Here is a 21251-nt window from a genome sequence, read left to right as displayed (position 1 = left end):
GTCTGCCGGAACCGGCGCGACAACGCGTCGCGTCCGAGGTATCGGTCCCGGCTCGCGGGGCCGTCGACGATCGGAGCGGGGAGTATGGGCGGACGACGACTCCGGGGCGTGGCCCTGGCAGCGGTGGGCCTCGCCGCGGTGCTGGCCGTGGGGGCCTGTAGCGCGGGCGGGGACAGTGGCGGCAACGACGCGGCGGCACCGGCCGCGGCGGGCGGCGGGGACGCCGGCGCGGCGCGGGACCAGGCGGCGCCGGGCGGGACCGGCGGCGCCGACCTGCGGGTGGACCAGCGGTCCATCATCTACACCGGGACGATGCAGGTCCGGGTGGCCGACGTGGACACGGCGGCGCGGGAGGCGACCGCGGCGGTAACCTCGGCCGGCGGCTTCGTCGGCGGTGACCGGCGGTCCAGTTCGTCGGCCGACGCCCGGGCGGTGCTGACGCTGCGGGTGCCGGCGGACAGGTTCGCCGGCGTGATCGACCAGTTGGCCGGTTACGGCCGGCAGGAGCGCCGGGAGATCCGCACCGAGGACGTCACCGAGCAGGTGGTCGACCTGGACGCCCGGATCGCCACCCAGCGGGCCCGGGTGGAGAGCGCCCGCAAGCTGCTCGCCCAGGCCAGTTCCGTGGACCAGCTGGTCACGCTGGAGAACGAGGTGGGCACCCGGCAGGCCGACCTGGCCGCGCTGGAGGCGCGCAAGCGCCGGCTGGCCGACCTCACCGCGCTATCCACCATCACCGTGACGTTCCTGGGTCGGGACGCCAGCACCGCCGACGAGGGCGCCGACCTCGGCTTCCTCAGCGGCCTCGGCGGCGGCTGGGCCGTCTTCCTCACCTCGGTCCGGGTGCTGCTCACCGTGCTCGGCGCGGTGCTGCCGTTCGCGGTGGTGATCGGCGTACCGCTGTGGCTGCTGCTGCGGTGGCGACGCCGGCGGTCCCGGCGGACGCCGCCGCCGGCCGGACCGAACCAGGCCGGACCGCTGCCGGTCGGGCCGACCGGCGGTCCGGTCAGCGCGCCGCCGCCAGTGCCCGCAGCGCGGTCTGGACCATGAGGCGTACGCCCGCCTCGATGGCACGCTCGTCCACGTCGAACGAGGCCCGGTGCAGGTCCACGTTGGGACCGTTCCGGCCGACGCCGAGGCGGGCGAGCGCGCCGGGCACGTGCTCCAGGTACCAGGAGAAGTCCTCGCCGCCCATGCTCTGCGGCGTCTCGGCGATGCCCTCCGGCCCCAGCGCCGACGCGGTGGCCGCGGTGAACACGCCGATCGCCCCGGCGTCGTTGGTCACCGGCGGGCGACCGCGCAGGTATTCCAGGTCGACGGTGGCGCCGGTGGGGGCCAGCACGTCCCGCACCACCTGAGCCACGATCTTGGGCGCCTGGTCCCAGGTGTCCCGGTCCATCACCCGGAGCGTGCCGGCGGCGGACGCCTCGGAGGGGATCACGTTGTAGCGGGTGCCGGCCGAGGCGTGGCCGAACACCAGCAGCAGTCCGCTGTTGGCCGGCACCCGGCGGCTGATCAGTGTCGGCACCTCGGTGACCAGCCGGCCGAGCGCGTCGACCAGGTCGACGGTCAGGTGCGGGCGGGCGGTGTGCCCGCCCGGCCCGGTGAGCCGGACGGTGACGTTGTCCGCGGCGGCGGTGATCGGGCCGACCCGCAGGCCGACCTTGCCGACCGGCAGGTTCGGGTCGCAGTGCAGCGCGAAGATCTGCACCACGTCGTCCAGGCCGCCGGCCTCGATCACCTCGAGCGATCCGCAGGGCAGGATCTCCTCGGCCGGCTGGAAGATCAGCCGCACCCGGCCGTCGAGCTCCCCGAGGTCGGCGAGCTGGGCGAGCAGCATGCCGACGCCGAGCATCACCGCGGTGTGCACGTCGTGACCGCAGGCGTGGCAGACGCCGTCGACGGTGGAGCGGTAGGGGACGTCCTTCGGGTCGCTCAGCGGCAGCGCGTCGATGTCGGCGCGGAGCGCGATCACCGGGCCGTCCGGGCGGCCGTCGATGTCGCAGATGACGCCGTTGCCCTTCGGCAGCAGGCGCGGGCTCAGCCCGGCCAGGGACAGCTCGCGGTGGACCAGGGCCGCCGTCTCGAACTCCTCGCCCGACAGTTCCGGGTGGGAATGAATGTGACGGCGGGTCGCGATGAGGCCGGGCACCCGCAGCGCGAGCAGATGGTCGAGCTCGAAGGGCAGGGGCTGGGAACCGGTCGGCGACTCGGGCCGGGACGACGCCAGCGGGCCGCCCGAAGGCAGCGTCAACGCACTCGTCACGTCGAATTCTCGATCACTAGAGAGGGATGGATCATCGGGCAGAACAGCAGACAGCCTAGACCCCTGACGGTGACGCTGCGCAACATCTTTCGCGTAGCGGTCGGACCGCACAGCGTCACGAATGCCCTGGTGGGAGTGCTCGAATATCTGCGGGACAGCAGGTAGATCGTGGTCGGACGCCGTCATCTGCCCCCCACCTCCTACAACGCGTAACCGATTCATCGGTCACCAAATCGCGAGTCGTCGTTCCGAATTGTCGCATTAGTCACGGCAATTAACTGCCGCTCCGACAATTGCCCGACAACATTCGGCTGCCGGGCGACTCCCGACGGTGACATGACCGCCCGGCGACCGACCGCACAGACTGTCCGTCCCGTTCACCCGATCGGGTTACCCCTATTCCGAAATTGCACACCCGGACGCGACGCGGCCCGCGTCGGCACACCAGGGGCGCGCCGGCGCGGGCCGTCGTCGGGTACGCGTCAGAACCGGTCGCTCGGCCGGTGGATCCCCCACACCGCGCGCAACGTCCCGCACACCTCGCCGACCGTGGCGCGCGCCCGCAGCGCCTCCTTCATCGGATAGAGCACGTTGACGTCGCCCTCGGCCGCGGCCCGCAGCTCGGCCAGGGCCCGCTCGACCGCGCCGGCGTCCCGATCGGCGCGCAGCTTCGCCAGCCGCTCCCCCTGAGCCGCCTCGATCGTCGGGTCCACCCGCAGCGGCTCGTACGGCTCCTCCTCGTCGATCCGGAACCGGTTCAGCCCCACCACCACCCGCTCGCCCGCGTCGATCTCCTGGGCGATCCGGTACGCGGACTGCTCGATCTCCCGCTTCTGGAAGCCGGCCTCGATCGCGTCCACCGCCGAGCCGTGGTCGGACACCCGCTCCATCAGCGCGGTGATCGCGGTCTCCAGCTCGTCGGTCATCGCCTCCACCACGTACGAACCGGCGAACGGGTCGACCGTGGCGGTGAGATCCGTCTCGTACGCCAGCACCTGCTGGGTGCGCAGCGCCAGCCGGGCCGCCTTCTCGGTGGGCAGCGCGATCGCCTCGTCGAAGCTGTTGGTGTGCAGCGACTGGGTGCCGCCGAGCACCGCGCCCAGACCCTGCACCGCCACCCGGACCAGGTTGACCTCCGGCTGCTGCGCGGTGAGCTGCACACCCGCGGTCTGGGTGTGGAACCGCAGCATCATCGACTTCGGGTTCTTCGCGCCGAACTCGTCGCGCATCAACCGGGCCCAGATGCGGCGGGCCGCCCGGAACTTGGCGACCTCCTCCAGCAGCGTGGTGCGGGCCACGAAGAAGAACGACAGCCGGGGCGCGAAGTCGTCCACGGCCAGCCCGGCCGCGAGCGCCGCCCGGACGTACTCGACGCCGTTGGCCAGCGTGAACGCGATCTCCTGGGCGGGCGAGGCGCCGGCCTCGGCCATGTGGTAGCCGGAGATCGAGATGGTGTTCCACTTCGGCACCTCGGCCCGGCAGTAGGCGAAGGTGTCGGCGACCAGCCGCAGCGAGGGCTTCGGCGGGAAGATGTACGTCCCCCGGGCGATGTACTCCTTGAGGATGTCGTTCTGGATGGTCCCGTTCAGCGCCGACCCGGGCACCCCGGTCTCCTCCGCCACCAGCTGGTAGAGCAGCAGCAGCACCGAGCCCGGGGCGTTGATGGTCATCGAGGTCGAGACCTTGTCCAGCGGGATGTCGCCGAAGAGCGTGCGCATGTCCTCGATGGAGTCGATCGCGACGCCGACCTTGCCGACCTCGCCGTGCGCGATCGGGTCGTCCGAGTCGTACCCCATCTGGGTGGGCAGGTCGAACGCGACGGAGAGGCCCATGGTGCCCGCACGCAGCAGCTGGTGGTAGCGGGCGTTGCTCTCGCTGGCGGTGCCGAAGCCGGCGTACTGCCGCATGGTCCACGGGCGGGACGTGTACATCGTCGGGTAGACCCCGCGGGTGTACGGATAGTCGCCCGGCTCGCCCGACCGGGAGTCCAGATCCGCCGGGAGGTCGGCCGCCGTGTAGACGCTCTTGATCGGGAAACCCGACTCGCTTGACCGCGCATCGCTCATTACCGGATGGTAGGACGCGGTCGCCGCCGCACGGGTGAGGGATACCGCACACCGGGACATGGCGACCCACCGGAGGTGAGTAGCTGCCCACGTACCGTCGAGTAGGTAAACGTCCGTCGCGTCGGGTTTCGCATCGGGCGTCGGAACCAGCAAGATAGAGGGGTTGTGTCCCAGCCCCCTCGATATCCCCCGGTGGCTTTTCTGTGACTCAGATTCCGACGTGGAGCGGTGGACCAGCCAGTCCCCCCACTGGACGCGCGGCGCCCGGCACCACCATCGGTGGTCGCTACTCGCTGCGCTCGCCGGTGGGCAACGGCGGCATGGGCACGGTCTGGCGGGCCACGGACACGTTGCTGCGCCGCGACGTGGCGGTCAAGGAGGTCGTCCTCCCGCCGGGGCTCGCCCCCAGCGACCGCGACGCGCTCTACGAACGCACGCTGCGCGAGGCCCGCGCCGCCGCCGCGATCCAGCACCCGGCCGTGGTGCAGGTCTACGACGTGGTCACCGAGGGTGGCCGGCCGTGGATCGTGATGGAGCTGCTGGACGCCCGCAGCCTGGCCGACATGGTGATCGAGGACGGGCCGGTCGCGCCCCGCGCGGTCGCCAAGATCGGCATCGCCCTGCTCGGCGCGCTGGAGGTGGCCCACGCCCTCAGCGTGCTGCACCGCGACGTCAAGCCGGCCAACGTGCTGATCTGCTCCGACGGCCGCTGCGTGCTGACCGACTTCGGCGTCGCCCGGATGCCCACCGACGTGCAGCTCACCACGCCCGGCATGGTGCTCGGCTCGCCGCACTTCATCTCCCCCGAGCGGGCCATGGGCCAGGAGTTCGGCCCGCCCAGCGACCTGTTCTCGCTCGGCGTGACGCTCTACACCGCGGTGGAGGGCCGGCCCCCGTTCGACAAGGGCGACCCGATCGAGACCATGCACGCCGTGGTCGAGGACCCACCCGCCACCCCGCAGCGCAGCGGCCCGCTCACCGGCGTGCTGATGGGCCTGCTGGAGAAGGACCCGGCCCGCCGGCTCGACGTGCACCGGGCCCGGGCCATGCTGCGCGAGCTGCTCGCCGGCCCGCTGACCAGCACCGCCACCGCGGTCAACTCGGTCACCGACCCGTACGCGGTGGTGCCGGTGCCGCGCCCGACCACGCCGCCGCCGACCGCCCCGGAGCCCAAGCCGGGCGGGCAGATCGGCGGCCGGGCGATGATCGGCCCGAGCGAGTCGCTTACCGACCGGCTCGCCGCCCTGCGCCGCGGCGAGCGCCCCGGCGCGAACCCCGCGGCGGGCGACGCCGCGCTCGACGAGACCAGCGCCGACGCGCTGGCCGGGCCGCTGCACACGCCCACCGGCGCGATGTCCGGGCCGGACGCGCCCGAGGCCACCCGGCGCATCTCCTCGGACGCCACGGTCCGCTTCGGCCGGGGTGCCGGCTCCGATGCCACGCAGCGCGTGCCCACCGGCCCGCCGGCCACCTACGGCGGCGGCGTCGACGCCACCCAACCGGTGTACGGCGGTGGCAACCAGTGGTCGGTGCCCGGCACCGGCCAGCCGTGGACCACGTCGGCCACCGCGCCGCCCACCGGCGGCGGGGGCGCCCGGGGCCTGCTCGGCAAGGTCAAGGCGTGGCCCCGCAAGGTGCAGCTCGCCGCCGCCGGCGGCCTGGCCGTGGTGCTGCTGGTGAGCGTGATCGCGCTGACCAGCGGCGGCGACGACGCTCCCCCGCCGATCGTGGGCACGCTGCCGTCGAACTCGGCCGCCGCCCCGCCGGTGGAGATGCAGGAGCAGTCCGTCAAGGGTGTGACCATCCAGGTGCCGAAGGGTTGGCAACGGCAGACCGGCCGTCTCTTCGTCGACTACGTGGACCCGGACGACGAGGGCCGCAAGGTGCGGGTCGTCGCCGAGGATTGGGGCGGCACGTCGATCAGCTGGGCCGAGTTCGCCTCGCGGAACCTCAAGAAGAACACCACCAAGAGCAAGACCTGCCCCGCGCCCTACACCGAGGTGTCCGTCTCCGAGCAGCCGCTCGCCGGCCAGACCGCGGGCCAGGTCGAATACACCTGCGGCGAGGGGGACGGCATGCGGCACGGCATCTGGCGAGGGCTGGTGAAGGACGGCAAGGTCTACTCGTTCTACCTCTCCTCCACCGACGCGCGCTTCGCCGAGAGCAAGCCGATCTTCGATGCGATGGTCGGTTCGTTCCAGCTCACAGGTGCCAACTGAGTCGAGGCCGACGGCCGGGGGTGATCCGCCGCCGTGCTATCAAGAGGCCATGGCGGCGGATACCACTGACCTTGACGACCTTCGCGTCCGAGCCGAGCGCTGGCTCGCCGACGACCCGGACCCGGCCGACCGGGACGAGCTGCGTGCCGTCCTCGACGGGCTGCCCGGCACGGCCACCGACCTGGCCGACCGGTTCGCCGGTCCGCTGACCTTCGGCACCGCCGGGCTGCGCGGCCCGCTGCGCGCCGGGCCCAACGGGATGAACCTCGCCGTGGTCACCCGGGCCGCCGCCGGGCTGGTCGGCTGGCTCGCCGCCCAGGGCGGCGAGGGGCCGCTGGTGATCGGGTACGACGCCCGGCGCGGCTCGCGGGCCTTCGCCGAGCGCACCGCGCAGGTGGCCACCGGCGCCGGCCGGCCCGCGCTGCTGCTGCCCCGGCCGCTGCCCACGCCGGTCCTGGCGTTCGCGGTGCGGCTGCTCGGCGCGGTCGCCGGGGTGATGGTGACCGCCAGCCACAACCCGCCGCAGGACAACGGCTACAAGGTCTACCTGGGCGCGCAGCTCGGCGGTGAGCTGGGCGCCGGGGCGCAGATCGTGCCGCCGGCCGACGCCGGCATCGAGGCGGCCATCCGCGCGGTCGGCGCGCTCCTGGAGGTGCCGCTCGGCCCGGCCGGCCAGGTGCTCGGTGACGACCTCGTCGCCGCGTACGTGGACCGGGCCGCCGCGGTGGTGGACCCGGCCGGTCCGCGGGACCTGAAGGTGGCGTACACGCCGTTGCACGGGGTGGGGGCGGCGGTGCTGACCGCCGCGTTCGCCCGGGCCGGGTTCGGGGTGCCCGGCGTAGTGCCCGAACAGGCCGAACCCGACCCGGCGTTCCCGACCGTCAGCTTCCCCAACCCGGAGGAGCCCGGCGCGGTGGACCTGCTGGTCGCGCTCGCCGACCGCACCGGGGCGGACATCGCCATCGCCAACGACCCGGACGCGGACCGCTGCGCGGTGGCCGTCCGCGACGCCGGGTCCTGGCGGATGCTGCGCGGCGACGAGGTGGGCGCGCTGCTCGCCGACCACCTGATGCGGCGCGGGGTGACCGGCCTGTACGCCACCACCATCGTCTCGTCGACGCTGCTGCGGGCCATGGCCGCCGCGCGAGGGCTGCCCTACGACGAGACGCTGACCGGCTTCAAGTGGATCGTCCGGGCCGGCGGCGGCAGGGAGCCGCTGGTCTTCGGCTACGAGGAGGCGTTGGGCTACTGCGTCGCGCCGGAGCACGTCCGGGACAAGGACGGCATCACCGCCGCGCTTACCGTCGCCGAGCTGGCCGCCGGGCTCAAGGCCGAGGGCCGTACGCTCCTCGACCGGCTGGACGAGCTGGCCGCCGAGTTCGGCGTGCACCACACCGACCAGCTCTCGGTGCGGGTGGAGGACCTGCGGGTGATCACGGACTCGATGGCGCGGATCCGGGCGGCCACCCCGACCACGCTGCTGGGGCACCCGGTCACCGGGGCGTCCGACCTGCTCCCCGACGCGGACGTGGTGATCCTGCGCACCGACGCCGCCCGGGTGGTGATCCGGCCCTCCGGCACCGAGCCGAAGCTCAAGGCGTATCTGGAGGTGGTGGAGCCGGTGACCGGCGGCGACGTCCCCGCGGCCCGGCGCCGGGCCCGGGCCGCCGTCACCGAGCTGCGCACCGAGATCGCCGCCGCCCTCGGCCTCTGACCGCGATGAAGGAGGGTCCCCTTCTTGACACCTGAGTGTGAGAAGGGGCCCCTCCTATACCGGATGCGTTGAGAGGGGGCCCCTCCTCACACGGCGGGGCGCTTGCCGAGGGCGGCGTCGACCGCCTGGCCCAGGGCGGCGATGACCAGGCTCACCGAGGGACGTACCACGCTGTCGTCCAGGCTCACCGTGCCGGAGAAGCCGGCCCCGGTGGCGATCTCGTGCAGGCGCGTGCCGGCCTCGTCCGCGGCGGCGCCGGTGAGCCCGAGCGCCGGCTCCATCCGCAGCACCGCGACCAGCGTGGCCAGCGCGGCGGTCCGCTCGTCCGGGACCTGGCCGCTGGTCAGCGCCTCGGCCAGCCGCCGCCGGATGTCCGCCTCGACCGAGGTGTCCGCGACCGGGTAGCGGTGCACGTGGATGAAGCCCAGTTCGGTCTCCTCCACGTCGCGGACCACGCCCCGACCGCAGAGGTCGCCGAGGATCCGGTCGCGCAGCCCGTGCCGCAGCCGCTGCACCCACGACGACGGCGTGTGCGGGGTGTCCGCGGCGATCTTGGCGAGCACCGCGTCCGCGATCGGCTCGCCGGTCGGCGCCGGGTCGACCACCGACAGGTTCCCGTCCGCGTACGCGACCCGCCCGGCCAGGGCCAGCTCGACCAGCACCGCGGCGGCCATGCCCAGGTCCAGGCTGATCCGCGGCATGGCGGCCTTGCCGGTTTCGTCGTCATACGCGAGGAGCAGCAACTCCTCGGCGAGCGCAACACCAGTCATGGCCCGGAACGCTAGCGCCTCCCCGCACCCCCGCGCGCCAACTCGCCGGGCTCGCCCGCCACGCCCGACCCGGGTCCCCCGCCTGAGGCACGGAAAGTGGGCCGGTTCGCGCTCGAACAAGCCCACTTTCCGTGCTTCAGCGACGTAGAGCGGTGGGGGTCAGAAGCGGGGCATGCCGCCGAACTGGCGGTCGCCGGCGTCGCCGAGGCCCGGGACGATGAACATCCGGTCGTTGAGGCCCTCGTCGATGGCGGCGGTGACCAGGCGCAGCGGCAGGCCACTGCGCTCCAGCCGGGCGATGCCGACGGGCGCGGCCAGCACGCAGAGCACGGTGATGTCGGTGCAGCCGCGGTCGGCCAGCAGCCGGCAGCAGTGCTCCAGCGAGCCGCCGGTGGCGAGCATCGGGTCGAGCACCAGCACCGGCAGGCCGCCCAGGTCCCGGGGCAGCGACTCCATGTACGCCCGCGGCTCGTACGTCTCCTCGTCGCGGGCCAGGCCCACGAAGCCCATCGACGACTCGGGCACCAGGCCGAGCGCGGCGTCGGCCATGCCGAGCCCGGCCCGCAGCACCGGCACCAGCAGCGGGGGGTTCGCCAGCCGGGTGCCCTCGGTGGCGGTGACCGGGGTCTGGATCGAGTAGTTCTCGACGGGGAAGGAGCGCGCGGCCTCGTACACCAGCATGGTGGTGAGTTCGCGCAGCGCGGCCCGGAACGACGCGGAGTCGGTCCGGGCGTCCCGCATGGCGGTCAGCCGCGTCTGGGCGAGCGGGTGGTCAATGACGTGTACGTCCACGATCGCTCAACCTACCGGTCGCCGACGCGGCGCAAGCCGGGTGCGGTCGGACCAGCGACGCCGCTCACGTGCGGCTTGCGCCTACCCCCGGACCACCTCATCGTGACCAAGATCACATGACTCGCGGGTGCGTACTATTCGGGGCATGACGGCGACAACGACGTCGGCCCGGTCGGACCTCTCCGAGCTGGGACGATCCGAAACCGCTCTGCGGACCTTCCTGCACGGCCTGCCCGGCGTGGACCAGGTCGGCGCGGAGCAGCGGGCGGCCCAGCTCGGCACCCGCTCCATCAAGACCACAGCCAAGGCCGAGGCGATCGACCTGGCGATCCGGATGGTCGACCTGACCACGCTGGAAGGGGCCGACACCCCGGGCAAGGTGCGGGCGCTGGCCGCGAAGGCGCTGCGTCCCGACCCGGCGGACCCGAGCTGCCCGCACGTCGGCGCGGTCTGCGTCTATCCGTCGATGGTCCCGCACGTGGCCGAGGTGCTGCGCGGAAGCGGCGTGCACCTGGCCAGCGTGGCGACCGCGTTCCCGTCCGGGCAGGCGCCGCTGGAGGTCAAGCTCGCCGACACCCGGGCGGCGGTCGCCGCCGGCGCGGACGAGATCGACATGGTGATCAACCGGGGCGCGTTCCTGGCCGGGCGCTACCAGGAGGTCTACGACGAGATCAGGGCAGTCAAGGAAGCCTGCGGCTCTGCTGATGGCGGTCGCCAGGGGCGACCGGCAGCGCACCTCAAGGTGATCCTGGAGACCGGCGAGCTGGCCACCTACGACAACGTGCGGCGCGCCTCCTGGCTCGCCATGCTGGCCGGCGGTGACTTCATCAAGACCTCCACCGGCAAGGTCCCGGTCGCGGCCACCCTCCCGGTGACCCTGGTGATGCTGGAGGCGGTCCGCGACTTCCGCGCCGCCACCGGGCGGCAGGTCGGCGTGAAGCCGGCCGGCGGCATCAAGAACACCAAGGACGCGATCAAGTACCTCGTCATGGTCAACGAAACCGTCGGCGCGGACTGGCTCGACCCGGACTGGTTCCGGTTCGGCGCCTCCAGCCTGCTCAACGATCTGCTCATGCAGCGCACCAAGCTGACGACCGGCGTCTACGCCGGCCCCGACTACTTCACCCTGGACTGAACGCGATGTTCGAATACGCACCCGCCCCCGAGTCACGCTCGGTGGTCGACATCAAACCCTCGTACGGGCTCTTCGTCGACGGGACGTTCGTCGACCCGTCCGACGGCGGCAGCTTCAAGTCGGTCAACCCGGCCTCCGAGGAGGTCCTGGCCGAGATCGCCGAGGCCGGCGGCGAGGACGTGGACCGCGCGGTCCGCGCCGCGCGCAAGGCGTACGAGAAGGTCTGGGGTCCGATGCCGGGCCGGGACCGGGCGAAGTACCTGTTCCGGATCGCCCGGCTCGTCCAGGAGCGCTCGCGCGAGCTGGCCGTGCTGGAGTCGCTGGACAACGGCAAGCCAATCCGGGAGTCCCGCGACGTCGACCTGCCGCTGGTGGCCGCGCACTTCTTCTACTACGCCGGCTGGGCCGACAAGCTGGAGCACGCCGGCTTCGGCGCGAACCCGCGCCCGCTCGGCGTCGCGGCGCAGGTCATCCCGTGGAACTTCCCGCTGCTCATGCTGGCCTGGAAGATCGCCCCGGCGCTCGCGGCGGGCAACACGGTGGTGCTGAAGCCGGCCGAGACCACCCCGCTGACCGCGCTGCTGTTCGCCGAGATCTGCCAGCAGGCCGACCTGCCGGCCGGTGTGGTCAACATCGTCACCGGCGCCGGCGACACCGGCCGGGCGCTGGTCGAGCACCCGGGCGTGGACAAGGTCGCGTTCACCGGCTCCACCGACGTCGGCCGGGCCATCGCGCGCGCCGTGGCCGGCACCCGCAAGAAGCTGACCCTGGAGCTGGGCGGCAAGGCCGCCAACATCGTCTTCGACGACGCCCCGGTCGACCAGGCGGTCGAGGGGATCGTCAACGGCATCTTCTTCAACCAGGGTCACGTCTGCTGCGCCGGCTCCCGCCTGCTGGTCCAGGAGTCGGTCGCCGACCAGGTGCTGGAGTCGCTCAAGCGCCGGATGGCCCACCTGCGGGTCGGTGACCCGCTGGACAAGAACACCGATGTCGGCGCGATCAACTCGGCCGAGCAGCTGGCGCGGATCCGCGAGCTGTCCGAGGTCGGCGCCGCCGAGGGCGCGCAGCGCTGGTCGCCGCCGTGCGAGCTGCCCGACCGCGGCTTCTGGTTCGCGCCGACCATCTTCACCGGGGTCACCCAGGCGCACCGGATCGCCCGCGAGGAGATCTTCGGCCCGGTGCTGTCCGTGCTCACCTTCCGCACCCCGGCGGAGGCGGTGGAGAAGGCCAACAACACGCCGTACGGGCTGTCGGCCGGGATCTGGACCGACAAGGGTTCCCGGATCCTGTGGATGGCCGACCGGCTGCGCGCCGGCGTGGTCTGGGCCAACACGTTCAACAAGTTCGACCCGACCTCGCCGTTCGGCGGCTACAAGGAGTCGGGTTACGGTCGCGAGGGCGGCCGGCACGGGCTGGAGGGGTACCTCAATGTCTGAGCGGGTCGCGGTACGCAAGACGTACAAGCTCTTCATCGGCGGGAAGTTCCCGCGCAGCGAGTCGGGACGGTCGTATCTCGTGCAGGACTCCAACGTGTCGCTGGCATCGCGCAAGGACGCGCGGGACGCGGTCGTCGCGGCCCGGGCCGCGGTGAAGGGCTGGGCCGGGGCGACCGCCTACAACCGGGGTCAGATCCTCTACCGGGTCGCCGAGATGCTGGAGGGCCGGCGCGAGCAGTTCGTGGCGCTCGGCGTACCTGCCGACGAGGTGGACGCGGCGATCGACCGGTGGGTCTGGTACGCCGGCTGGGCCGACAAGCTCGCGCAGGTCTACGGCGGGGCCAACCCGGTGGCCGGCCCGTACTTCAACCTGTCCGCGCCGGAACCGACCGGCGTGGTGGCCGTGGTGGCGCCCGAGGCGCCGGCGCTGCTCGGTCTGGTGAGCGTGATCGCCCCGGCGATCGTCACCGGCAACACCGTGGTGGTGGCCGCGTCGCCGGCGGCGCCGCTGGCGGCGGTGACCCTGGCCGAGGTGCTGGCCACCTCCGACCTGCCGGGCGGCGTGGTCAACATCCTCACCGGGAAGATCACCGAGACGGCGCCGACGCTGGCCGCGCACATGGACGTCAATGCCGTCGACCTGACCGGCGTCGCCGACGCCGAGCTGGCGGCGGAGCTGGAGGTCAAGGCCGCGGAGAACCTCAAGCGGGTGCTCCGGCCGGCCCCGGCCGACCACGACTGGCACACCGATCCGGGCCTGACCCGGATGACCACGCTCCTGGAGACCAAGACCGTCTGGCACCCCAAGGGCGTCTGACCCACCCGCCCGCTCCCCCTCCCCGCGACCGCCCGGGGGGTGGGGGGCGTCTACTACGCGGGGTAGGATTGACGGGTGACTCGGCTGGGGGACCTTGAGCGTGCGGTGATGGACGTGCTGTGGGCGTTGCCCGCCACGTCGGACGGCGTGACCGTGCGCGAGGTCGCCGACGCCCTGGACGGGCGTGAGCTGGCCTACACCACGGTGATGACGGTGCTCGACCGGCTCGCCGGCAAGGGCATGGTGCAGCGCGAGCGGGAGGGGCGGGCCTGGCGTTACCGGCCCGCCGCCACCCGCGAGGCGCACATCGCCCAGCTCATGCTCGACGCCCTCGATCTCGGTGGCAGCCGGGACGCCGCGCTGGTGCGCTTCGCCCGCTCGGTGACCGGCACGGAGGCGGACGTGCTCCGCGCCGCGCTCGGCGCCGAGGCCGGGCTGACCGACCGAGCCGGATCGACCGACCAGACCGGAGTGACCCACCGAGCCGGAGTGACCGACCGGGTCGAGGATCCGCGGCCCGCCGGGCCGGCCCTCGACGAGGCGACGGACCGGTAGGGCGGCTGCCATGGCGTACGCCGTGCACTTCGCCGCGACCATCCTGGCCTGCTGGCTGACCGCGCAGGTCCTCGCCGCCGCGCGATGGACGTGGCGCGCGCCCCGGGTGGCGATCGTCTGCTGGCAGGCGGTCGGGTTGGCGCTCGGTCTCTCCGCGATGGGGCTGCCGATGGCGCTGGGTCTCACCGCCTACGACCGGCCGACCGGGGGCGCCCTGCTGGCGCTCGCGGACGACCTGGCCCACGGCACGCTGCCGGCCGGCGTGGGCGCGGCGCACCTCGGCCTGGTCGGGGTGGGCTTCGGCATCGGCGTGGTGCTGCTCACCACGACCGTGCGCGCGGTGCACGGCGCGGTTCGCGCCCAGCGCCGGCACCGGGAGCTGCTCAGCCTGGTCGCCCGGCGTGACCCGACGGTCCCCGGCGCGCTGGTGCTCGACCACCCGAGCGCGGCGGCGTACTGCCTGCCCGGGGTGCGGCCCCGGGTGGTGGTGAGCGCCGGCACGGTCGACCTGCTCGACCCGGCGGAGCTGGCGGCGGTGCTGACCCACGAGCGGGCGCACGCCCAGGAGCGGCACGATCTGGTGCTGCTGCCGTTCACCGCGCTGTGCCGGGCGCTGCCCTGGTTCGGCTGGGTGCGCGACGCGCACGCGCGGGTGGCGCTGCTGGTCGAGATGCGCGCCGACGACAAGGCCCGGGAGCTGCACGCGGACGAGCCGCTGGCCGGCGCGCTGCGCCGGTTCGCCGCCGCCGGGCACCGGGTCACGCCGGCCGGCACGCTCGGCATCGGCGACCGTGACCTCGACGTACGCGTGCAGCGGCTGCTGGTCGCGGACCGCCCGCCGCGGGTGCTGGGCGCCACCGCGCTGGCTGTCGCCGCCACTCTGGTCTCGTTGCCGATCTCGCTGTTCCTGAGCTGAGCACCCCTACGGGCCTTCTCCGGGTTCGCCCGCCCTGATAGGTAGAGACGCTACGTGTAGGGTCGCTATGACAAGCGAACCAACCCGTGGGAGAACCGCCATGGATCCCCTGCTCCTCGCCCGCCTCCAGTTCGCCACCACCACCTCGCTCCACTTCCTCTTCGTGGTGGTCACGCTCGGCCTGGTCACCCTCCTGGTCGGGCTCCAGACGGCCGGCTACCTCACCGGCAAGCCGGTCTACGAGCGGCTGACCCGGTTCTGGGGCCAGCTCTACGTGATCAACTACGTGCTCGGCATCGCCACCGGGATCGTGATGGAGTTCCAGTTCGGGCTGAACTGGAGCGGCCTGTCGCGCTACGTGGGCAACGTGTTCGGCGCGCCGCTGGCCATCGAGACGCTCGTCGCGTTCTTCCTGGAGTCCACGTTCCTCGGCATGTGGATCTTCGGCTGGCACCGGCTCGGACGCGGCGTGCACCTGGCGCTGCTCTGGGGCGTCGCGCTCACCGCGTACGCCTCGGCGTTCTGGATCATGGTGGCGAATTCCTGGCTCCAGCACCCGGTCGGCTACGAGGTGCGCGACGGCGTCGCCCACCTCACCGACTTCGGCGCGCTTGTCACCAACCCCACGTTCGGCTTCGCGTTCGGGCACGTGGTGTCCGCGAGCCTGGTCACCGGCGGCCTGCTGATGGCCGCGGTCAGCGCCTGGCACCTGCTCCGGCGCACCCCCGACTTCCCGCTCTTCCGCACCTCGCTACGGATCGGGCTGGTCACCGCGGCGCTCGCGGTGAGCGCGTTGCAGGGCTTCGGCTTCGCCCAGTTCGGCCCGGTCGGGCAGCTTCAGCCCACCAAGTTCGGCGGCGGCGCGGACCGCGACGCGATGGTCGCCGACTGGACCGCCCGCTTCGGCCCCGGCGACTGGGACCCACCGGCGCTGTCCGGCGTCAGCCTCGGCTTCATGATCCTGATCGGCTTCACGCTGGGCTGCGTGTGGCTCCTGCTGCCGCTGCTCTGGCGCGACTGGATCATCCGGCTGAGGTTCCCGCTCCGGCTGGTCCTGCTCGGCCTGCCGCTGCCGTTCGTGGCGGTGCTGCTGGGCTGGATCGCCCGTGAGGTGGGCCGCCAGCCCTGGGTGGCGTACGGGCTGCTGCCCACCGCACAGGCCGTCTCACCGGTCCCGCCCGGGCTGATGCTCGCCTCACTCATCGGGTTCAGCCTGCTGCTCGGCGCGCTCGCCGTCACCAACTGGGTGCTGCTGGCCCGGCACGCCGCCCGTGGGGCGCTCGACCCGCTCCTCGGCCGCCCGCCCGCGCCCGACACCGACGACCACCACCAGCCCGTGTTCGCCTGAGGAGCCCATCGTGGAACTCGCCTGGTACGCCCTGCTCGGCCTCTTCTTCGCCACCTACCTGGTGCTCGGCGGCTACGACTACGGCGTCGGCCTGCTGCTGGCCCGGCGCGGGGCGGCCACCGGAGCGGACGCCGCCGCCCGCCGGGCCGCGCTCGCCGCCGTCGGCCCGTTCTTCCTCGGCAACGAGGCCTGGCTGGTGGCCGCGGTCGGCATCCTGTTCGGCGCCTTCCCCGTGCTGGAGGGTGAGCTGCTCTCCGGCTTCTACCCGGTCGTGCTCGGCGCGCTGGCCGGGGTGGTGCTGGTGACCGCCGGCGTGCAACTGCGCGGCCGGGCCGGCGGCGAGGCGGCCCGGGCCGGTTGGGACCGGATCGTGGTGGTCGGCAGCGTGCTGGCCGCGCTGGGCTGGGGCGCCCTGCTCGGCGGCCTGCTCCAGGGGGTCCCGCTCACCGCCGACGGGCAGGTGGTCGGCGTCGGTCACGTGGTCACGCCGTTCGTGGCCGCCGCCGGGCTGACGCTTGTCGCGCTTGTCGCGCTGCACGGTGCGACCTTCCTCACGCTCCGGCTGCCGGCCGCCGACGCGCCGGCGCTGGCCCGGCTGGCCCGCGGCCTGGTGCCCGCCGCGCTCACCGCGGTCGCCGCGGCCACCGTCCTGGGCCTGCTCTCCGACCGGGTACGCGCTGCCGTGGCGCGACCTGCGGTCGCCGTACTCCTGCCGTTTGCGCTGGTGGCGGCGCTGCTGGTGGCCCGCGCGGCGCTGCGCCGGGGCCGGGCCGGGGTGGCCTTCGCCGCCACCGCGACGGCGCTGGCGCTGCCCGTGCCGCTGGTCGGCGCGGCGCTCTGGCCCCGGATCCTGGTCTCCACCACCGACCCGGCGACGTCGCTGACCGTCGCCGAGGCGGCCGCGAGCCGACCGACGCTGGCGCTGCTGGGCTGGCTCGTGCTGCCGCTCGTGCCGGCCCTACTAGGCTTTCAGGCGATGTGCTGGTGGGTGTTCCGGGGACGGATCGACGGCAGGGCACCGGTGTACTGGTGAGCCGCCGCCCGTTCGACCCGCGTCTGCTGCGCCGGGTCCCCGCGGCCCGGCGCGACCTCGCCGTGCTCGCGATGCTGGGCGGGCTCACCGCGCTGCTGGTGGTCGCCCAGGCCACCGCGCTGGCCACGCTGCTGGCCACCGCGATCGACGGGCGGCTGCACCGGCCGGCGCTTGCCGCCTTCGCGGCGGCGGTCGCCGCCCGGGCGCTGGTGAGCTGGGCGCAGGGCACGGTGGCCGCGCGGGCCGCCGCGACGGTCAAGGCGGAGCTGCGGGTGGACCTGCTCCGCGCGGTCGGCCGGCACGGTCCCACCTGGGTCGCCGGACGGCGGGCCGGGCAGCTCGCCACGCTTGCCGGTCGCGGGCTGGACGCGCTCGACCCCTACTTCACCGGCTACCTGCCGCAACTCGTGCTGAGCGTGACCGTGCCGGCGGCGGTGCTGGCCCGGATCGTGTTCGCCGACTGGAGCTCGGCGCTGATCATCGCGCTCACCATCCCGCTCATCCCGATCTTCGGGGCGCTGCTCGGCTGGCAGGCGCAGGCCGCCACCGAGCGCCAGTGGCGGCGACTGTCGCTGCTCGGCGGGCACTTCCTGGACATGGTCGCCGGGCTGCCCACGCTGCGTGCGTTCGGCCGGGCCCGGGCCCAGGTGGACGTGGTGCGCCGGATGGCCGACGGCCACCGCCAGGCCACCATGCGGACGCTGCGGATCGCGTTCCTGTCCGCGCTGGTCCTGGAACTGGTCGCCACGCTCTCCGTCGCGCTGGTCGCGGTGCCGGTCGGCATCCGCCTGCTCGGCGGCGGGATCACGCTCTCCACCGCGCTGCTGGTGCTGCTGCTCACGCCGGAGGCGTACCTGCCGCTGCGCGCCGCCGGCAGCCGGTTCCACGCCAGCATGGAGGGGCTCACCGCGCTGGACGAGGCGCTCACCCTGTCCGCGACCACCGAGCCGACCGCGCCGGCCGCCGGGCGTACGGCCCCGAGCGGCCGCGGCGAGATCCGCTTCGAGGGCGTGACCGTCGCGTACGACCGGACGACCGCGCTGCGGGACGTCACGCTGACCATCCGCCCCGGCGACCGGGTGGCCGTCATCGGCCCCAGCGGCGCGGGCAAGAGCACGCTGCTCAACCTGCTCCTCGGCTTCGTCGCCCCGACCGCCGGCCGGGTCACCGTGGACGGCGTCGACCTGGCCGGGGTCGACCTCGACGCCTGGCGCCGCGAGCTGGCCTGGGTGCCGCAGCGGGCACACCTGTTCGCCGGGTCGCTTGCCGACAACATCCGCCTGGGCGCCCCGGCCGCCACGCTGGCCGCCGACGTCGCCGACGCCACGCTGGCCGCCGCGGTCACCGACGCCGCGCTGGACGAGGTGGTCGACGCGCTGCCCGACGGGCTCGACACCCGGCTCGGCGAGCGCGGCCACGGCCTGTCCAGCGGGCAGCGGCAACGCGTAGCGCTGGCCCGGGCGTTCCTCCGGGACGCCCCGCTGGTGCTCCTCGACGAGCCGACCGCCCGGTTGGACAGCGCCAGCGAGGCGGTAGTGCTGACCGCCACCCGGCGGCTGGTCGCCGGGCGGACCGCGCTGCTGGTCGCGCACCGGCCGGCGCTGCTGGCCGACGCCGACCGGATCCTGCGCGTCGAGGACGGCCGGGTCACCGAGCTGCGCCCGACGCCGGCCGGTGGGGCGGTGGCGCGATGAGCGCCGAGCGCGCCGTGCTGCGCCTGGCCCGGCCCTATCTGGGCCGCTTGCTGGGCGCCGGGCTGCTCGCCGCCGCGACCGAGTTCGCCGGGCTGGCGCTGATGGCGACCGCCACCTGGCTGCTGATGAGCGCCGCCGGTCAGCCGCCGCTGGACCGGTTGACCGTGGCGATCGTCGCGGTGCGGGCGCTCGCGGTCGGTCGGGGCGTGTTCCGCTACACCGAGCGGCTCGCCGGGCACGACGCCGTGCTCCGCATGATCACCGACGTGCGGGCGCGGGTCTTCGCCTCGCTCGCCGGGCGACGCGAGGGCGGCGACCGGCGCACCGGTGACGCGCTGAGCCGGCTGGTCTCCGACGTGGAGGCGGCCCAGGACCTGCTCCTGCGCGTGCTCGTGCCCGGAGCAGCGGCGGCCCTGGTCAGCCTGGTCGCCGTCGGCGCCGCCGCGCTGATCTCACCGCCGGCCGCCGGCGTCCTCGCGGTCGGCCTGCTGGTGGCCGGTGTGGCACTGCCCGCGCTGGCCACCCGGCTCACCCGTCGGGCCGCCGACGAGGTGGCCCCGTTGCGGGGCGCACTCGCGGTGGACGCGGTCGACCTCACCCACGGCGCCGCCGACCTGGCCGCCTTCGGGGCGACCGACGCCGCGCTGGCCGCCGCGCGGGGGCGGGCCGGACGGCTGGCCCGGTTGGAACGCCGGCTCGCCGCGACCGGCTTCGCGGTGGACGCGGCCGGCGTGCTGGTCGGCGGCCTCACCGCCGCCGCGGTGGTGGTCGTGGCGCTGCGGGCCGGCGTGGGCGGGGTGCTGGTCGGCGTGCTCGCGGTGGGCACGCTGGCCACCGTCGAGGTGGCTCTCGCCCTGGTCGCCGCCGCCCGGCAACGCACCCAGCTCCGGGCCGGGCTGTCCCGGGTCGCCGACCTGCTCACCGAGCCCGCCGCGCCGACGCCGGCCACCGCCGCGCCACCAGTGCCGGGCGGCCACGACGTGCGGTTCGCGGACGTGACGGTCCGCTACCGGGCCGGCGCCGCGCCGGCGCTGGCCGGGCTCGACCTCGACCTGCCGGCCGGCCGCCGGGTGGCCGTGGTCGGGCCGAGCGGGGCCGGCAAGAGCACGGTGGCCGGGGTGCTCACCGGCGCGGTACGCCCGGACGCCGGCCGGGTCACCGTCGGCGGTGTGCCGGTCTCCGACCACCCGGCCGACCACCTGCCCCGGCTGGTCGGCGGCCTGCTCGCCGAGGCGTACGTCTTCCACGCCACAGTGCGGGAGAACCTGCTGCTCGGCCGGCCGGACGCCGGTGAGGCGGAACTGGCCGACGCCACCCGGGCGGCCGGGCTGCTGGACTGGGTACGCGACCAGCCCGACGGTTGGGACACCGTGGTCGGCGAGCAGGGCGGGCAGCTCTCCGGCGGGCAGCGGCAGCGGCTCGCGCTGGCCCGGGCGCTGCTGGCCGCCCCGCCGGTGCTGGTGCTGGACGAGCCGACCGAGGGTCTCGACCCGGCGGCGGCCGACGCGGTGCTCGCCTCCGCGCTCGCCGCCACCCCGGCCGGGCACTCGGTGCTGCTGATCAGCCACCGGCTCAGCGGGCTGGCCGGGCTGGACGAGATCGTGGTGCTGGAGGACGGCGGGGTGGCGCAACGCGGCCGGCACGACGAGCTGGTCACGCGACCCGGCTGGTACCGGGAGCAGTGGCTGCGCCAGGAGGCGGCCGAGCGCGGCTACCTGGCGCTCGCCCCCTGAGTCCGCGGTAGGGGATTTCCCGGACGCGGCCGGTGGCCCGGCGGTGGCAGGCTGGTTCCATGCGCGTGGATCAGGAGGCACGGGTCGAGGACCGGCTGTGCGAGCTGTCCGGGCGGCTGCACGGGCCGACCCGGCTCAAGGCCGACCTGCTGACCGAGGCGCGGCACGCGCTGGAGGACGCCGCCGAGGCGTACCGGGAGGGTGGCCTGCCGCGGGCGGAGGCCGAGCGGCGGGCGGTGGCCGAGTTCGGCAGCGTCGCCCAGCTCGCGCCCGGTTTCCAGGCCGAGCTGGCCGCCGGGGCGCTGCGCGGGTTGGCACTGCGCACGCTCGCGGTGGCGGTGGTGCTCATCGCCGCCGGGGACCTGACCTGGCAGGGGTCGAGCTGGAGCGCCGGCCCGCGCCCGCCGGCGGGCTACCTGCTGCTCTCCGCCGCGCTGAACGGCATCTGGGCGGTGGTCGCCGGGTTGGCGCTGGCCGGGCTGCTGCTCGGCGCGCTCGGCGCCCGACGGGGGTCGCCCGGCGTCCTCCGGTCGGCCCGCGTGGTCGGTTTCGGGCTGACCGGAGGGTTGCTGGTCGGCGCGCTCGCCGGCGGCGCGTTGTTCGGCTGGTCGGTCCGGTTGTGGGACGCCGCGCTGACCTGGCCGCCGATGATCATCGGGGCGGTGGTGGTGTCGGCGGCCTGGTTCGCCCTGGCCCGCTCGGCCCGCTGGTGGCTGCTCAGCGCGCGCGGCCCCCGGTTGGCCCGCCGGTGAGGGAC

16 protein-coding genes and 1 pseudogene are annotated in these 21251 nt (G+C 74.3%); 13 read left to right on the top strand and 4 right to left on the bottom strand.

Annotation, left to right across the window (positions count from 1 at the left end; all coding sequences use genetic code 11):
* Positions 1 to 84 precede the first annotated feature (84 nt).
* Positions 85 to 1050: a DUF4349 domain-containing protein gene (locus ACGFI2_RS08910; RefSeq protein ID WP_393512915.1), complete on the top strand. Its 966-nt coding sequence runs from the start codon at positions 85 to 87 to the stop codon at positions 1048 to 1050.
* On the opposite strand, the gene ACGFI2_RS08905 is transcribed toward ACGFI2_RS08910, so the two are convergent.
* Both ACGFI2_RS08905 and ACGFI2_RS08900 read right to left on the bottom strand, forming a co-directional pair.
* Complete coding sequence (locus tag ACGFI2_RS08905) at positions 1007 to 2266, bottom strand: amidohydrolase (protein ID WP_393512912.1); 1260 nt, start codon at positions 2264 to 2266, stop codon at positions 1007 to 1009. The genes ACGFI2_RS08910 and ACGFI2_RS08905 overlap by 44 nt on opposite strands.
* A 482-nt stretch (positions 2267 to 2748) precedes the next feature.
* Complete coding sequence (locus tag ACGFI2_RS08900) at positions 2749 to 4332, bottom strand: methylmalonyl-CoA mutase (RefSeq protein WP_393512909.1); 1584 nt, start codon at positions 4330 to 4332, stop codon at positions 2749 to 2751.
* 203 nt (positions 4333 to 4535) lie between these two features.
* Between ACGFI2_RS08900 and ACGFI2_RS08895 the strand changes: the two genes are divergently transcribed.
* Entirely contained in the window at positions 4536 to 6551 is a 2016-nt protein-coding gene (locus ACGFI2_RS08895; RefSeq protein ID WP_393512906.1) for a serine/threonine-protein kinase, read from the top strand.
* 49 nt (positions 6552 to 6600) lie between these two features.
* Positions 6601 to 8265, top strand: a complete 1665-nt coding sequence (locus tag ACGFI2_RS08890; RefSeq protein WP_393512903.1) for a phospho-sugar mutase — start codon at positions 6601 to 6603, stop codon at positions 8263 to 8265.
* An 86-nt stretch (positions 8266 to 8351) separates the two neighbouring features.
* Here ACGFI2_RS08890 and ACGFI2_RS08885 read toward each other — a convergent pair whose 3' ends face one another.
* Positions 8352 to 9035, bottom strand: coding sequence for a GPP34 family phosphoprotein (locus tag ACGFI2_RS08885; protein WP_393512900.1), 684 nt, complete (start codon positions 9033 to 9035; stop codon positions 8352 to 8354).
* 159 nt (positions 9036 to 9194) lie between these two features.
* On the bottom strand, positions 9195 to 9827 hold the full coding sequence (gene upp / locus ACGFI2_RS08880; protein WP_393512897.1) for a uracil phosphoribosyltransferase: 633 nt from the start codon (positions 9825 to 9827) through the stop codon (positions 9195 to 9197).
* 145 nt (positions 9828 to 9972) lie between these two features.
* Between upp and deoC the strand changes: the two genes are divergently transcribed.
* From deoC to ACGFI2_RS08830, 10 genes and pseudogenes are all read left to right on the top strand, one after another.
* Positions 9973 to 10962 (top strand): deoxyribose-phosphate aldolase, encoded by a 990-nt coding sequence (gene deoC / locus ACGFI2_RS08875; RefSeq protein ID WP_393512894.1) that lies wholly within the window; start codon positions 9973 to 9975, stop codon positions 10960 to 10962.
* Between the two features lie 5 nt (positions 10963 to 10967).
* The gene (locus tag ACGFI2_RS08870) at positions 10968 to 12398 is read left to right on the top strand and encodes an aldehyde dehydrogenase family protein (protein WP_393512891.1); all 1431 of its coding nucleotides are present in this window, start codon (positions 10968 to 10970) and stop codon (positions 12396 to 12398) included.
* Positions 12391 to 13215 carry an aldehyde dehydrogenase family protein gene (locus ACGFI2_RS08865; protein WP_393512888.1) on the top strand — a complete coding sequence of 275 codons (825 nt, stop codon included), beginning with the start codon at positions 12391 to 12393 and terminating at the stop codon, positions 13213 to 13215. Before ACGFI2_RS08870 ends, ACGFI2_RS08865 begins: the two co-directional genes overlap by 8 nt.
* A 75-nt stretch (positions 13216 to 13290) precedes the next feature.
* Positions 13291 to 13770, top strand: a complete 480-nt coding sequence (locus ACGFI2_RS08860) for a BlaI/MecI/CopY family transcriptional regulator (RefSeq protein WP_393512885.1) — start codon at positions 13291 to 13293, stop codon at positions 13768 to 13770.
* A gap of 10 nt (positions 13771 to 13780) precedes the next feature.
* The gene (locus ACGFI2_RS08855) at positions 13781 to 14686 is read left to right on the top strand and encodes a M56 family metallopeptidase (RefSeq protein ID WP_393512883.1); all 906 of its coding nucleotides are present in this window, start codon (positions 13781 to 13783) and stop codon (positions 14684 to 14686) included.
* A 100-nt stretch (positions 14687 to 14786) separates the two neighbouring features.
* A complete protein-coding gene (locus ACGFI2_RS08850; RefSeq protein ID WP_393512880.1) occupies positions 14787 to 16034 on the top strand; it encodes a cytochrome ubiquinol oxidase subunit I in 1248 nt (415 codons plus the stop codon).
* Between the two features lie 10 nt (positions 16035 to 16044).
* Positions 16045 to 17067, top strand: coding sequence for a cytochrome d ubiquinol oxidase subunit II (locus ACGFI2_RS08845; protein WP_393512877.1), 1023 nt, complete (start codon positions 16045 to 16047; stop codon positions 17065 to 17067).
* Positions 17064 to 18761: a thiol reductant ABC exporter subunit CydD gene (gene cydD / locus ACGFI2_RS08840; protein ID WP_393512874.1), complete on the top strand. Its 1698-nt coding sequence runs from the start codon at positions 17064 to 17066 to the stop codon at positions 18759 to 18761. Before ACGFI2_RS08845 ends, cydD begins: the two co-directional genes overlap by 4 nt.
* Positions 18683 to 20494, top strand: a pseudogene (cydC, locus tag ACGFI2_RS08835) (thiol reductant ABC exporter subunit CydC); the annotation flags it as partial. The gene cydD and the pseudogene cydC, both read left to right, overlap by 79 nt.
* A gap of 59 nt (positions 20495 to 20553) precedes the next feature.
* On the top strand, positions 20554 to 21246 hold the full coding sequence (locus tag ACGFI2_RS08830; protein ID WP_393512872.1) for a permease prefix domain 1-containing protein: 693 nt from the start codon (positions 20554 to 20556) through the stop codon (positions 21244 to 21246).
* The last annotated feature ends 5 nt before the right edge of the window (positions 21247 to 21251 follow it).

Origin of the sequence: Micromonospora sp. NPDC049282, from assembly GCF_043197045.1 — a bacterium.
Classification (GTDB): domain Bacteria; phylum Actinomycetota; class Actinomycetes; order Mycobacteriales; family Micromonosporaceae; genus Micromonospora.
This window is presented reverse-complemented; position numbering and strand designations above follow the sequence as displayed.